The sequence below is a fragment of the Variovorax sp. YR566 genome, from assembly GCF_051992195.1.
Lineage (GTDB): Bacteria > Pseudomonadota > Gammaproteobacteria > Burkholderiales > Burkholderiaceae_C > Variovorax.
Genome location: NZ_CP197092.1, coordinates 3,993,935 through 4,007,471 on the forward strand (window position 1 = coordinate 3,993,935; position 13,537 = coordinate 4,007,471).

15 protein-coding genes are annotated in these 13,537 nt (G+C 65.7%); 3 read left to right on the top strand and 12 right to left on the bottom strand.

The features are described from left to right. Positions 1-64: 64 nt before the first annotated feature. On the bottom strand, positions 65-961 hold the full coding sequence (locus ACTG4X_RS18725) for a LysR substrate-binding domain-containing protein (protein WP_093074047.1): 897 nt from the start codon (positions 959-961) through the stop codon (positions 65-67). Between the two features lie 135 nt (positions 962-1,096). On the opposite strand from ACTG4X_RS18725, the gene ACTG4X_RS18730 reads away from it, so the two are divergent. After that, positions 1,097-1,765 carry an FMN-dependent NADH-azoreductase gene (locus ACTG4X_RS18730; RefSeq protein ID WP_440531611.1) on the top strand — a complete coding sequence of 223 codons (669 nt, stop codon included), beginning with the start codon at positions 1,097-1,099 and terminating at the stop codon, positions 1,763-1,765. Between the two features lie 18 nt (positions 1,766-1,783). Here the strand turns inward: ACTG4X_RS18730 and ACTG4X_RS18735 are convergent, their stop codons facing one another. Further along, positions 1,784-2,689 (bottom strand): SDR family oxidoreductase, encoded by a 906-nt coding sequence (locus ACTG4X_RS18735; RefSeq protein ID WP_093056878.1) that lies wholly within the window; start codon positions 2,687-2,689, stop codon positions 1,784-1,786. Between the two features lie 237 nt (positions 2,690-2,926). Between ACTG4X_RS18735 and ACTG4X_RS18740 the strand changes: the two genes are divergently transcribed. Together ACTG4X_RS18740 and ACTG4X_RS18745 are read left to right on the top strand one after the other, a co-directional pair. Further along, entirely contained in the window at positions 2,927-3,952 is a 1,026-nt protein-coding gene (locus ACTG4X_RS18740; protein ID WP_440531612.1) for a M35 family metallo-endopeptidase, read from the top strand. Next, positions 3,949-4,416 carry a hypothetical protein gene (locus ACTG4X_RS18745; protein WP_440531613.1) on the top strand — a complete coding sequence of 156 codons (468 nt, stop codon included), beginning with the start codon at positions 3,949-3,951 and terminating at the stop codon, positions 4,414-4,416. Before ACTG4X_RS18740 ends, ACTG4X_RS18745 begins: the two co-directional genes overlap by 4 nt. A 28-nt stretch (positions 4,417-4,444) precedes the next feature. Here the strand turns inward: ACTG4X_RS18745 and ACTG4X_RS18750 are convergent, their stop codons facing one another. From ACTG4X_RS18750 to ACTG4X_RS18795, 10 genes are read right to left on the bottom strand one after another with little or no spacing between them, the layout of a single operon-like run. Further along, a complete protein-coding gene (locus ACTG4X_RS18750) occupies positions 4,445-5,383 on the bottom strand; it encodes a glutathione S-transferase family protein (RefSeq protein WP_440531614.1) in 939 nt (312 codons plus the stop codon). 37 nt (positions 5,384-5,420) lie between these two features. Further along, positions 5,421-7,061 carry an isovaleryl-CoA dehydrogenase gene (locus ACTG4X_RS18755; protein ID WP_440531615.1) on the bottom strand — a complete coding sequence of 547 codons (1,641 nt, stop codon included), beginning with the start codon at positions 7,059-7,061 and terminating at the stop codon, positions 5,421-5,423. 39 nt (positions 7,062-7,100) lie between these two features. Next, complete coding sequence (locus tag ACTG4X_RS18760) at positions 7,101-8,117, bottom strand: NADP-dependent oxidoreductase (protein ID WP_093074037.1); 1,017 nt, start codon at positions 8,115-8,117, stop codon at positions 7,101-7,103. A 23-nt stretch (positions 8,118-8,140) separates the two neighbouring features. Then, positions 8,141-8,605, bottom strand: a complete 465-nt coding sequence (locus ACTG4X_RS18765; RefSeq protein ID WP_093056884.1) for a PaaI family thioesterase — start codon at positions 8,603-8,605, stop codon at positions 8,141-8,143. Position 8,606: 1 nt separating this feature from the next. Further along, entirely contained in the window at positions 8,607-9,404 is a 798-nt protein-coding gene (locus ACTG4X_RS18770) for an SDR family oxidoreductase (RefSeq protein ID WP_093056885.1), read from the bottom strand. 28 nt (positions 9,405-9,432) lie between these two features. Continuing rightward, a complete protein-coding gene (locus ACTG4X_RS18775) occupies positions 9,433-9,735 on the bottom strand; it encodes a Dabb family protein (protein ID WP_093074035.1) in 303 nt (100 codons plus the stop codon). Between the two features lie 11 nt (positions 9,736-9,746). Further along, positions 9,747-10,004: a hypothetical protein gene (locus ACTG4X_RS18780; protein WP_440531616.1), complete on the bottom strand. Its 258-nt coding sequence runs from the start codon at positions 10,002-10,004 to the stop codon at positions 9,747-9,749. Beyond that, positions 10,004-11,857, bottom strand: coding sequence for an acyl-CoA dehydrogenase (locus tag ACTG4X_RS18785; RefSeq protein ID WP_440531617.1), 1,854 nt, complete (start codon positions 11,855-11,857; stop codon positions 10,004-10,006). The genes ACTG4X_RS18780 and ACTG4X_RS18785 overlap by 1 nt, the downstream gene beginning before the upstream one ends. A gap of 17 nt (positions 11,858-11,874) precedes the next feature. Beyond that, complete coding sequence (locus ACTG4X_RS18790) at positions 11,875-12,330, bottom strand: PaaI family thioesterase (RefSeq protein ID WP_440531618.1); 456 nt, start codon at positions 12,328-12,330, stop codon at positions 11,875-11,877. Positions 12,331-12,332: 2 nt separating this feature from the next. After that, positions 12,333-13,508 carry an acetyl-CoA C-acyltransferase gene (locus ACTG4X_RS18795; protein ID WP_093056890.1) on the bottom strand — a complete coding sequence of 392 codons (1,176 nt, stop codon included), beginning with the start codon at positions 13,506-13,508 and terminating at the stop codon, positions 12,333-12,335. Positions 13,509-13,537: the final 29 nt, after the last annotated feature.

A 13,537-nucleotide genomic window follows, 5' to 3' on the forward strand; every position in this document is an offset into this window, starting at 1 on the left:
AAGCGACTCACCGCCGGACTCTAGGACTGCGAACGAGCCACCACCAGTGTCGAAAGTCACGCGCTCAGGCGCCCAGCGGCTGAAGCCCCCTCACCCACTCGAACACCGCCGCCACGGCCGGCTCCGAACGCCGCGACTCGAGGCACACCAGATAGAACGGCAGCCCAGGCAACTCCGGACCAAACGGCTGCACCAGATTGCCCGCGCGCAATTCGTCGGCAATCAGCGCAAGGCCCATCAACGCCACGCCTTGCCCCTGCAGCGCGGCAGACACGGTGTGCGTTTCGTCCGAGAACACCGGCCCGGCCGATACGTCGAGGCCGGGCACCTGCGCCTGCTGCTGCCACTCGGCCCAAGTGCCGGGCTGGCTCTTGTTGCCGGGGACCGCGAAGTGCAGCAGCGTGTGCCGCGTCAGGTCACTGCGCCGGCGCAGCTTGAGCGCGGGGCTGCAGGCCGGCGCGAAGACGTTGTCGAACAGCTTCTCGGCCACCATGCCCGGCCACTGTCCCTTGCCGTAGCGGATGGCGATGTCAGCCGTGACACCGTCGAGCGCAACCGCTTCGTGCGACGCATGAATGCGCAGGTCGAGCCTCGGGTGCAGCGCGCGCAAGGTGCTCACGCGCGGCAGCAGCCAGCGCGCCGCGACGGCCGGCGTGGCCGACAAGGTGATGGCGCTGCGCTCGGGCGGCGCACGCAGCCGCGCCACCGCATTCGCCATGGCATTGAACGATTCGCTCAGCACCGCCTGCAGTTCCCTGCCCTGCGGCGTGAGTACCAGTTGCCGCGGCTGGCGGATGAACAGCGGCACGCCGAGTGAGTCTTCGAGCTGCCGCACCTGGTGGCTGATGGCGGTAGGCGTGACCGAAAGCTCATTGGCCGCGAGCTTGGCGCTGCAATGCCGCGCGGCCGCCTCGAAGGCGCGCAGCGCCGCCAGCGGAGGGAGTTGGCGAAGGTTGGCCATGGATGAATTAATTTTTCAGCAGCGCAAAGAAATCGTCGTTTGTCGCGCTAGTGGTACCTGGATAAATTGAGAACCATGTCAAGCAGACAGCTGAATTCTCTTCATCCCACCTTTCACGTCAACGAGGACCACGCCATGACCACACTGCTCCACATCGACGCCAGCGCCCGCCCCGGCCGTTCCGGCACCCACGTTCACGGCTCGCATTCGCGCCGGCTGAGCCATCACTTCGTGTCGAGCTGGCTCGCGACGCAGCCGGGCACCGAGGTGATCTATCGCGACATCGGCGCCGCGCCGCCGAGCAACGTCACTGGCGAATGGATCGCGTCGGGCTACACGCCCGCCGCGGAACGCGAACCGTGGATGCACGCCGTACTCGCCGAAAGCGATGCGCTGATTGCCGAGATCCGCCGCGCCGACGTGCTGGTGATCGGCGTGCCGATGTACAACTTCAGCATGCCGGCACCGCTCAAGTCATGGATCGACAACATCGTGCGCGTCGGAGCCACCTTCGACTTCGACCGCAGCCGCGAGAACCCGTATGTGCCACTCCTGGCCGAGCGCAACCGCCGCACGGTGCTGCTGACCTCGTGCGGCAGCAGCGGCTACGGGCCGGGCGAGTTCCAGGCACATCTCGACCTGCTCACGCCCGGGATCACGAGCCCGCTGGCCCTGCTCGGTCTCAACGAAGTGCACAGCGTGGCCGTCGAGCACGCCGAAGACCATGGGGACCTGCTGGACCGCTCCATCGCCAGCGCGCTCGCCCGCGTCGAGGCGCTGGTGGGCGAGCTGCAGGCCTCCTGATGACTAGGAAAAAACTGCTCAGGCCGAGCGCAGCTGCTCGCGCAGCTTCTGCCCGATCTCTGGCCGCTCCAGGAAGGGGTCGGCCGGGTTGGTGATGGAGACGATGTTCTCCATGCGGCTGCGCACGTTGCCCAGCGCCTTCGGGTGGCTGAACACGTAGAACTGGTTGGCGGTGATGGCGTCGAACACCTTGGCCGCGACTTCTGCGGCCGTGATCTTGCCGCTGCTCACAGCCTTGTTGCTCATGGCCTGGCCGATGAGCTGGCTCTTGGTGAGCTCGGTTTCCTTCGGCGCATTCGGTCGGTTGCGCTCGCTGCTGGTGATGCCGGTGGGCACGAAGTACGGGCACAGCAGGCTCGCGCCGATCTGGTCGGTGACGAGGTTCAGGTCCTGGTACATCGTCTCGGTGAGGCTCACGACCGCTGCCTTCGCGGCGTTGTAGATGCCCATGTTGGGCGGCGTGAGCAGGCCCGCCATGCTGGCGGTGTTGGTGATGTGGCCCCGGTAGGCCGGGTCTTTCGCGGCCGCCTCCAGCATCATCGGTGTGAAGAGACGCACGCCGTGAATCACGCCCCACAGGTCTACGCCCAGCACCCACTCCCAGTCGGCCACGGTGTTCTCCCACACCAGTCCACCGGCGCCCACGCCCGCGTTGTTGAACACGAAGTGCGGCGCGCCGAAGCGTTCCTTCACGGCAGCGGCCAGCGCTTCCATCTGCGCCGCGTTCGACACGTCGACCTTGCGCGCCAGCACCTGAGCACCGGCTGCTTCCATTTCTGCCTGGGCCTTGTCGAGCGCGTCCTGCTGCACGTCGACCAGCACGAGGTTCATGCCGCGGGCGGCGCCGATGCGCGCGCACTCCAGGCCGAAGCCCGAGCCCGCGCCGGTGAGTACGGCGGTCTTGCCCTTGAAGTCTTGAATCATTGAATTCTTTCCTGTGGTTGGCTCTGCGCCGTCTATTGGAACGCTTTGCAGCATGGTTGACTGTCGTTCGTGTGACGCGTGCCTGCAGCCGGCTCAGGCTGGCACCGACCTCCCCCAACACACTACAGACCGAAAACCCACTCCTTCGTGACAAAGAACCAAGCGGTTGACCATAGACAACAGTGTTAGCAATTGCTGCCGCATACAACGCCCCGTCATCAACGGGGAGCGTAGCGAATGGAGCGAAAAATTCTTGTAGTCGGCGATCCGCCAGCGTCTGGCGGACAGGTATTGCCTTACGACGGCCCCATGCTCGATTTGTATGGACACCGAGTCGCGTTGATCGGCGGCAGGGCCTACTGCGAAGGCTGCAACAGCGTGGGTGTCATCGCGAAGGCCGGAGGGCCGCGGCGCCCTCAATTCATATCGGAGGCAGCGCTGGAGGGAGACGTGGTGGTCTGCCACTGCCCGGTGCCACAGCCCATACTTTCCACTCTGCAGCGGTGGGCAACATACGAGGACGAGGCGTCGCATGCCGTTGGAGCCGGGCCGAGCCCGGCAGCAATGGCCGTGTGGGCAACCGCTGCAGCCGAGGATGAATTGGCGGCATTCAAGAAAACGGTAGACAAGAATGTGACCCACCCACCAGGGGCGGAACTGGCCGAAAGGATCTGCCCAAACATGACGAACAAGGAGTTCTGCGCGGTAGTGCTCAAGCTGCGCGATCAGGCCGTGGCGTTCATTGCGAAGCAGCGCCTCCCGGAACTCGAGCGATGGGACAAAGATGCGCAGGCACGAGTGCGGGAATGGTTTGGCGTGGCCGACCAATCTATGCGGGAGCATCTCCAGAAAGGACTGGCTGCGTGCAAGCGAGTGCTTGAGGGACTGGGATGCGAGAACTTCATTCGGTACTCGGAAGCAAGCAAGAAGAATCTCGGCTGCATCTTCTCAAGCGACCCAGTCGTGACAGTAGCGGCAGTTTGCAAACCAGACACTGCGACCCGCACCATTGCCATCGGGCTGAGTTTTTGCGACCTCCCGGAGAACATGCTCATCTACGATACGAACATCATTCGCGACGGGGACTCGAAGCTCCTGACATTGATTCACGAGGTCACGCACTTCGACGACACCTTCAGTTCATTCGATCCCTGGTATGGAACGAAGCACGCGAGGGATCACGCAGAAGACCCCCGGTCTCCTGTCAACGCCGACAGCATCGCTGCGTACATTCTTGGCGTTGTTGCGAAAGCATCCAAATGAAATGCACGATCAGGGCCTTCCTCGTCATCGCTGCCACGCTGACAGGTTGCAGCGCCATGGCTTGCAAGCCCGTCGTGGCAACAAGGCTGACCTTTGCCGAAGGTGCCGCAAACCTCGAGCCAGCACAGATAGCGAAGCTGGCGGAGTTCATTGACCGGGCAAATTCGGCGTTTCCGAAGTACCTCGAGGTTTCAATCGACGGAGGCGCCGCCGTCAAGGTGCAAGGCAGAACACCTGCTGAAGCCAGACAGTTGGCAAGACGGCGCGCCGAAAACGTGACCCGAGCGTACAAGCAGCTCCAGCCGACCGAGATCAAGCTGGAAACGACGTCAAACATCTACGAAGACAACAAGATGTCGAGGGAAGCGAGCAACGATTTTGTCGTGGTGCAGTTTCACCCCGACTACGAGGCGCTGAAGTTGCCCGACTGCAACCCGGTTCCGATCCCCGGATTCAAGCGTTGATGCACGGCGATCACCGGCCGCAGCCCTCTCAACCCTCAGCCTTCTTCAGCACATACCCGATCCGCGGAAAGTGCACATGCACCGTGCCCGTCCGCTCGCTGCTGCGCTCCAGCGTGTAGTGCGTGCGCGTAGCCGCGACCAGCGTGCCGGGCGTCTCCTCGAGGCCGAAGCTCTCGGCGCGCACGGTGACGGCGCTACCGAGCGGAATGCCGTGGTCGTCCTGGAAGGTGCTGTCGGTCAGCAGTGTGTGCGGCGTCGCGGCCTTGGCCACTGCAATGGCCTCGTCGCTCGTGAACTTCTCGGGAACACCGTGGCCGATGGCGGCCATGCGGTCGAGCCAGTCGATCACCGCGGGCGTCAGGTCGAGGATGGTGCGAACCGACTCGATGCGCCGCGTGTACCAGAGCGGGTGGTAGGCCGAGAAGTCGGCAATGCTGGGCACCTCGCCGAGCAGGAAGGGTTTCTCGTCGAGCATGTCCGACAGGCGGCGCAGGTACGACTTGTAGGCGCTGGTGGCGTCGGCCGGGCGCAGGCGGGTCATGTTGCCGGCGCTCATCTTGCCGCGGTCTTCGCCGAAGGCTTTTGCGGCTTCTGGCGGGGCCTTGGCGAACACCTCGGCCGCGCCCCTGGGCTGCAGGTTCCAGGCCATGGCAGCCCAGAAGAGCGTGGTGTCGGCCCACTGGGCGAGGATGCGCGACATGCCCTTTTCAGGCTCGGGGTAGAGCGTGGGTTCGGGCTGCAGGTGTTCGAGCACGTCGGCGATGAGCGCGCTGTCGCAATACATGTCGGCGCCGATCTGCAGGAACGGCGTCTTGCGGTAGCCGCCGGTGAGCACCTCCACGTCGGGCTTGGGCATGATCGGCGGGATGAAGACCGACTTCCACGGCAGCTTCTTGGCACCGAGGATCAGGCGCACCTTCTCCGAGAACGGGGAGGTCAGGTAGTGGTGAAGGATCAGGTCGGCCATGGGTGGGGTCTTTCTTCTGTGGTGGGTTCGGCGCGCTTCAACGGGGTTGCGCGCGCTGGATGATCGAATCGAAATCGGTGCCCGCGGCCAGCGTGCCAAAGGCATTGCCCCAGTCGCCACCCAGGCGCGAGGCGCAGAACGCGCCAGCAATGGCGGTCGGCGCGGTCTGTACGAGCAGTGCAGCCTGCACGGCGAGCGCAACGTCCTGCGCGAGGCGGCGGGCCTCGGCTTCGGAGGCCATCGCCTCGATGCGTGCCGGCAGCGCGTCGGCCAGCCGGTCGAGCGCTGCGTGCTGGCCACGCGCAGGCGCCAGCTCCTTCGTCAGCGCGGCCACCGCGTCGCCCTTGCGCAGGCCGCGCAGCAGGTCGAGCGCCATGATGTTGCCCGCGCCTTCCCAGATGGAGTTGAGCGGCATCTCGCGGTAGATGCGGGCCATGACGCCCTCGCCACCCTCTTCCACGTAGCCATTGCCGCCGAGGCATTCCATGGCCTCCTGCGCGAAGGCGCTGCCGCGCTTGCAGATCCAGAACTTGGCGACCGGCGTGAGCAGGCGGGCCATCAGGCGCTCGTGCTCGTCGGCCTGATTGTCGAAGGCACGGGCCAGGCGAATGGCGAGCGCGGTAGCGGCTTCGCTTTCTAGCGCGAGATCGGCCAGCACGTTCTTCATCAAGGGCTGTTCGATCAGCGGCTTGCCGAATGCCTTGCGCTGCATCGCATGGTTGAGTGCGATGCCCAGCGACTGGCGCATCAGCCCGCTGGTGCCCAGTGCGCAGTCGAGCCGCGTCATCGTGCCCATCTCGAGGATCTGCGGGATGCCGCGGCCCTCCTCGCCCACGAGCCACGCGCTCGCGCCCTGGAACTCGACCTCGGAACTTGCGTTGGCCTTGTTGCCGAGCTTGTCTTTCAGCCGCTGGATCTGGATGGCGTTGCGCGAACCATCAGGCAGCACACGCGGCAGGAAGAAGCACGAAAGCCCCGCGGGCGCCTGCGCCAGCACCAGGAATGCATCGCACATCGGCGCCGAGAAGAACCACTTGTGGCCGGTGATGGCATAGCGCTCGCCCCAGGCATCGCTGCCGTCGCGCACGGCTTGCGTGGTGTTGGCCCGCACGTCGGAGCCGCCCTGCTTCTCGGTCATGCCCATGCCCATGGTCACGCCGGGCTTGCCGCTGAAAAGCTTCAGGGCCGGGTCGTACCAGAGGCTGCCGAGCTTCGGGCCCCAGTCGGCGTACACGGCCGCATTGCCGCGCAGCGCGGGCGTGACCGCGTAGGTCATGGAGATGGGGCAAAGAATGGATGGCTCCAGCTCGGTGAAGAGCATGAAGCCTGCTGCGCGCAGCACATGCGGCGAGGCCGAAGTGCCCGTCCAGGGCGTGCCGTGCAGCCCGGCCCCCACGGCGGCGGTCATCAGCGCGTGGTAGCTCGGATAGAACTCCACCTCGTCGACGCGCCGCCCGAAGCGGTCGTGCGTATGCAGCTCGGGCGTGTGGATGTTGGCAAGCCGCGCATGCGCCTGCATGCCGGCCGTGCCGAGGGTGGCGCCAAGCTCGTGCAGCTGCGTCGTCTGCAACGCGGGCGCGTTGAACTTCAGCGCATCGCGCAAGGGCCGGTTGGTGTCGAAGAGGTTGTAGTCCACCAGCGGCGTGGGCTGGTTGAACACCTCGTGCGTGGTTTCCATGACCGGCCTCCTTGCCGTGCGTTCAGTTCATCCAGTGCATCAGATCAGCTTGACGAGTTGCTTGCCGAAGTTCCTGCCCTTGAGCAGGCCCAAAAAGGCTTCAGGCGCCGCTTCGATGCCTTGCGCAATCGACTCGCGCGGCTTCAGCTTGCCGGTAGCCACCAGCGTGCCCAGCTCGGTCAGCGCCTCGGGCCACACTTCCATGTGCTCGCTGACGATGAAGCCTTCGATCTTCATGCGGTTGATGAGGATCAGCGCCGGGTTGGCCAGCGGTAGCGGCTGGCCGTCGTAGCCCGCGATCATTCCGCACAGCGCCACGCGGGCGAAGGCGTTGGCGCGCAGCAGCACCGCGTCGAAGATGTAGCCGCCGACGTTCTCGAAGTAGCCGTCGATGCCGTTCGGGCAGGCTTCCTTGAGCGCCGCGCTCATCGACTTGACGTCGGCGTGCACGCGATAGTCGATGCAGGCGTCGAAGCCCAGCTCGTCGGTCACGTACTTGCACTTGTCGGGGCCACCGGCAATGCCGACCACACGGCAGCCGCGCGCCTTGGCCAGCGCACCGAAGGCGCTGCCCACGGCGCCGCTGGCGGCTGTGATGACCACCGTTTCACCGGCCTTGGGCGCAATGATCTTCACCAGCCCGTACCAGGCCGTGACGCCGGGCATGCCGACCGCGCCGAGGTAGTGCGACAGCGGCACGTGCGTGGTGTCGACCTTCTTCAGCGCTCCGGGCTGCGAGGCATCGACCACGCTGTATTCCTGCCAGCCGCCGAAGCCGACCACCTTGTCGCCCACGGCGTACTTGGGGTGCTTGCTCTCGACCACTTCGCCGACCGTGCCGCCCTGCATCGTCTGGCCCAGCGGCTGGGGCTGCGCGTAGCTCTTGGCGTCGTTCATGCGGCCGCGCATGTACGGGTCGAGGCTCATGTAGTGGTGGCGCACGAGCACCTGGTTGTCCTTGAGCGCGGGGGTCTCGGCGGACACGAGCTTGAAGTTGCTGGCCACGGCCTCGCCGTCGGGGCGGTTGTCGAGGTGGATCTGCTTGTTGATCGGCATGAATGTCTCCAGGAAAGTGTCAGTCAGTCGGTCGACGGCGGCCGCATCTCGTTGGCGCTGGCGGGGCCGGTCGGCAGCCGGCGCTTCACGTACTTGAAGGTGCCGGTGGCGTGGGCGCACACGCGTTCCTGTTCGTCGTAGATTTTGGCCTCGGTGAAAGCCAGCGTCGCCGTCCTGTGAATGAGCGTGCCGCGTGCGTGCAGCGGACCGACCGAAGGCTGCATGAAGCTGGTCTTCATCTCGATGGTGACCACGCCCGTCTCGGGCGCCACGCTGCGCGCGGCTGCTGCCATGGTGATGTCGAGCAGCGTCATGCAGGCGCCGCCGTGCGTCACGTCGAAGGTGTTCAGGTGCTCGGGCTTCGCGGTATAGATGATCTCCGACTCGCCGCCCTCGAACTTCGTCAGCTCGAAGCCCAGGTGGCGCGCGAACGGGATCTGGCTCGTGTACGAGCGGATGTTGATGTCGCTGGAATCTGAAGAAGACATGTCAGGCCGCACCCAGCACCACGCTCACGCCACCGTCCACAGCCAGCCACTGGCCGGTGATGTGCTTGCCTGCATCGCTCGCGAAGAGCAGCGTCAGGCCCTTCAGGTCTTCCTCGTCGCCCAGGCGGCCGAGCGGGGCCTGCGCGGCCATCTTTTCCTCGCCCAGCGACTTGATGAGACCGGCGGCCATCTTCGTCATGAAGAAGCCGGGACAGATCGCGTTCACATTGATGCCGTAGCGGCCCCATTCGGCGGCCAGCGTGCGGGTGAAGCCGATGACCGCGGTCTTGGAGGTGTTGTAGGCCAGCGTCTGCATTTCGGGCGGGTTGCCGTTCAGCCCGGCGATCGAGGCGATGTTGATGATGCGGCCGGTCTTCTTCGGAATCATGTAGCCGTTGGCGATCTGCTGCGACAAGATGAAATAGCCGCGCACGTTGAGATTCATCACCTTGTCCCAGGCCTCGACCGGGTGGCTCTCGGCCGGCGAACCCCAGCTGGCGCCCGCGTTGTTGATGAGGATGTCGACTGCGCCCATGCGCTGCAGCGTCTCGTCGGCCAGGCGGCGGGTGTCTTCTTCCTTCGAGCAGTCGGCGGCGATCCAGCGCGCGTCGATGCCGGCGGCTTGCAGCTCGGCGGCGGCCTGCTCCAGGTCGTCGGCCTTGCGCGAGCTCAGCATGATCTTCGCGCCGGCTTCGCCCAGCGCGTGGGCCATCTGCAGACCCAGGCCGCGCGAGCCGCCGGTGATGAGTGCGGTCTTGCCGGTGAGGTCGAACAGCTGCTTGATGTTGCGGGGCGTCATGAGGTGTCTCCGGTTTTGAATGTCAGGCTCAAATCTCGTAGTCCATGCACTGGCGGGCTTCACGCACGGCGCCGATGAAAGGCTTCAGGGCCACGTGTTGCGGGTGGTCCGAATAGGCCGCGAGCGCGGCGGAGTCGGTGAATTCCGAGTACAGGACCAGGTCGTAGGTGGCTTCCAGCCCGGGCTGGGCAATGGCCACCTCGAAGCGCAGCGTGCCGGGCGACAGCTTGGCGCAGGCGTCGAGCAGCGCCTTGGCTTTCAGCAGGTTGGTAGCCTTGTCGGTGCCCTCGGCGTGTTCCTTGAACTTCCACATCACGATGTGCTTGAGCATGGCGGGCCTCTCTACTTGGTAGGGGTGTTGGGCAGCCGCGAGCGCACGTAGATCAGCACGAAGCCGATCAGCGCCACGATGCCGCCGGGCACGGCGAGGGACCAGCCCAGCGCGGCGTCGGTGCGGCCGGTGGCAATGCCCAGGATCACGACGAACAGGCCGCCGTAGATCAGGATCCAGATCCACTTCTCGAGCCGCGCGTGCGGCTTGGGAGGTTTGACGGCGGGAGTGTTGTTGGGGTTGGCGTTCGGCGAATCGGTAGTGGCCATCAGAAGGCGTCCTCGGGCAAAGCTGTACAGGTCGGGTCGCGGGTTTCGACCACGTTGAGCCATGCGCCGATTTTCGGCAGCTCGTAGTGGAAGAAGTAGTCCGTGGCGCCGATCTTGCCAGCTGTTACCGCCCTCGCCTTTTCACCGTCGGTCTGCAGGGCCCTTTGGGCCACGTCGAGCCAGATCCAGGCCAGCACCGTGTGGCCGAAGGCCTGCATGTACGGCACGGCGTTGGCCAGCGCGTCGGCCGGGTCGCCGGTGGACCATGCGGCCTCGGTGGCGCTGCCGATGCGCTGCAGCGCGGCGCCCAGCGCCTTGGCATGAGCGGCCAATGCCGGCACCTTGGCGGCACGCCCAATGGTGTCGGTCATGCGCCCGGCCAGCAGCTGCAGGCCACGGCCCTTTTCCATCAGCACCTTGCGGCCCAGCAGGTCGGCCGCCTGGATGCCGTGGGTGCCCTCGTGGATCATGTTCAGGCGGTTGTCGCGCCAGTACTGCTCCACCGGAAAGTCGCGCGTGTAGCCGTAGCCGCCATGCACCTGGATGGCCAGCGAATTGGCCTCCAGGCACCACTCGCTGGGCCAGCTCTTGGCGATGGGCGTGAGCACTTCGAGCAACAGGCGCGCGTCGTCGGCGGCCTGCGCGTCGCCGGTCTTCTGCTCGTCGACCAGCCGGGCGCAGTACAGCTCCAGCGCCAGAGCGCCTTCGCAGTACGCCTTCTGGGCCAGCAGCATGCGCCGCACATCGGCGTGCTCGATGATGCGCACCTGCGGCGCGGCCGAGTCCTTGGCGACTGCGGCACCGGCGGCGTCGGGCTTCTTCACCAGCCGGCCCTGCGGACGGCTCTTGGCATATTCGAGCGAGGCGTGGTAGCCGGCCATGCCGAGCATGGTGGCGGCCGTGCCGACGCCGATGCGCGCCTCGTTCATCATGTGGAACATGCAGTGCAGGCCCTTGCCGGGGGCGCCGACCAGGTAGCCCACGGCACCGGCCTTGCCATCGACCGGGTACTTGCCCTCGCCGAAGTTCAGCAGCGTATTGGTGGTGCCGCGCCAGCCCAGCTTGTGGTTCAGCCCCGCGAGCGCAACGTCGTTGCGCTGGCCCGTCAGCTCGCCCTTGGTATCGACCATGCGCTTGGGCACGATGAAGAGCGAAATGCCGCGCGTGCCCGGCACCAGCTTGCCGTTCTCGTCGGGGATCTTGGCGAGCACGATGTGCACGATGTTCTCGGTCAGCTCGTGGTCGCCCGACGAGATCCACATCTTGTTGCCCGTGAGGCGATAGCGCGGGCCCAGCGGGTCATTTTGAAAGCCGGCGCCGTCGGGCACTGCGCGCGTGGCCACGTCGCTCAGCGACGAACCGGCCTGCGGCTCCGACAGGCACATGGTGCCGGCCCAGCGGCCCGAGAACTCGTTCTTGGCGAACACCTCTTTCTGCATCTCGGTGCCGTGCACCATCAGCAGGTTGGCGTTGCCGCTCGTGAGCATGTTGGAGCCGATGCTCACGGAGGCCATCGCGAAGAAGCTGTTGGCCGCGGCAGAGAGCGTGTACGGCAGCTGCATGCCACCGATGTCGTAGTCCTGTGCCGCACTCATCATTCCCGACTCGACGAAAGCCTTGTGCGCGTCGTGCGTGGCCTGCGGCAGGATGACTTTTTCGCCATCGAAATGCGGCTCCTGCGTGTCGACCGTGCGGTTGAACGGCGCGTACTTTTCGCGCGCGATGCGCTCGCAGGTATCGAGCACCGCGTCGAAGGTCTCGCGCGAGTGGTCGGCAAAGCGTTCGCGCTGGTTGAGCGACTCGGCGTCGAGCCAGTCGTAGAGCAGGAAGTCGAGGGTGGAACGCAGGCTCATGAGGGTGTCTCTTCTTGCTACTTTTTCGAGGGGTCGGGCAGTTTGGCGATGGTGCCCTGCGCCAGCGCGCAGAGCTTCTCTGCACGGTCATTCACCACGAACACTTCGCAGGTGCAGACGGCCTGCGAGCTGCCGCAATGGGCGGTGGTGGCGCGTGCGATCAAACGATCGCCAAGAGCCGGCCGCACATAGTTGATCTTGAATTCGGAAGTCACTACCGGCACGCGTAACGCGCTGCCACCGGCAAAGGTGAGCGCGTTGTCGGCCATGTAGCTCACGATGCCGCCGTGGGCAAAGCCGTTCTGCTGCTTCAGCTGCGCCGTGAGCGGCAGCTGAAGCTCGGCAAGGCCCGGCGCCAGCGCGTGCAACTCCGCGCCGATCAGCACGCTGAACGGCTGCGATGCAAGCATGCGGCGCCCGTAGGCCAGAACGGCTTCGGGCGAGACCTCGTGGTCGTGGCCCAAGCCGGACATGATTACAAGACCTCGAACACGCCCGCGGCACCCATGCCGCCGCCGATGCACATCGTGACCACGACCTTCTTGGCACCGCGGCGCTTGCCTTCGATGAGCGCATGGCCGGTAAGGCGCTGGCCGCTCACGCCGTAAGGGTGGCCTACAGCAATGGCGCCGCCGTCCACGTTCAGGCGGTCGGCCGGAATGCCGAGCTTGTCGCGGCAGTAGATCACCTGCACGGCGAAGGCTTCGTTCAGCTCCCACAGGTCGATGTCGTTGACCGTGAGGCCCAGGCGCTTGAGCACCTTCGGAATGGCGAACACGGGGCCGATGCCCATTTCGTCGGGCTCGCAGCCGGCCACGGCAAAGCCCAGGAAGCGGCCCAGGGGCTTCAGGCCCTTCTGCTCGGCGTACTTCTCGTCGACCACCACGCAGGCGCCGCCGCCGTCGGAGAACTGGCTGGCATTGCCGGCCGAGATCAGGCCGCCGGGAATGGCCGAGCGGATGCCGCTGATGCCTTCCTTGGTGGTGCCGGCGCGGATGCCTTCATCGTTCTCGATGGTGACTTCCTTGGTGCGCAGGCCCAGCACAGGGTCGGCCACGCCGGCCAGCACGGTGATGGGGGCGATCTCATCCTTGAAGCGGCCGGCTTCGAGCGCGGCGGTGGCCTTCTGCTGGCTGGCGGCGCCGTATTCGTCCATGGCGTCGCGGCCGATGTTGTAGCGCTTGGCGACCTGCTCGGCGGTCTGCAGCATGTTCCAGTAGATCTCGGGCTTGTGCTTCACGAGCCACGGATCGGCCAGCATGTGCTTGTTGGCTTCGTTCTGCACGCACGAGATGCTCTCGACGCCGCCGGCCACGTACACCTCGCCCTCGCCCGCGATGATGCGCTGGGCGGCGGTGGCGATGGTCTGCAGGCCCGACGAGCAGAAACGGTTGATGGTCATGCCCGAAGTGGTGATCGGCAGGCCGGCGCGCAGCGCGATCTGGCGCGCGATGTTGGAGCCGGTCGCGCCTTCGGGCGTGGCGCAGCCCATGATGACGTCGTCCACCGAAGCAGGGTCGATGCCGGCGCGCTGCACCGCGTGCTGCACGGCGTGGCCGCCGAGCGTGGCGCCGTGCGTCATGTTGAAGGCACCCTTCCAGCTCTTCGCGAGCGGCGTGCGGGCGGTGGAAACAATGACGGCGCTGGTCATGGTGAGGTCCTTTGAAGCAGATGGAAGGG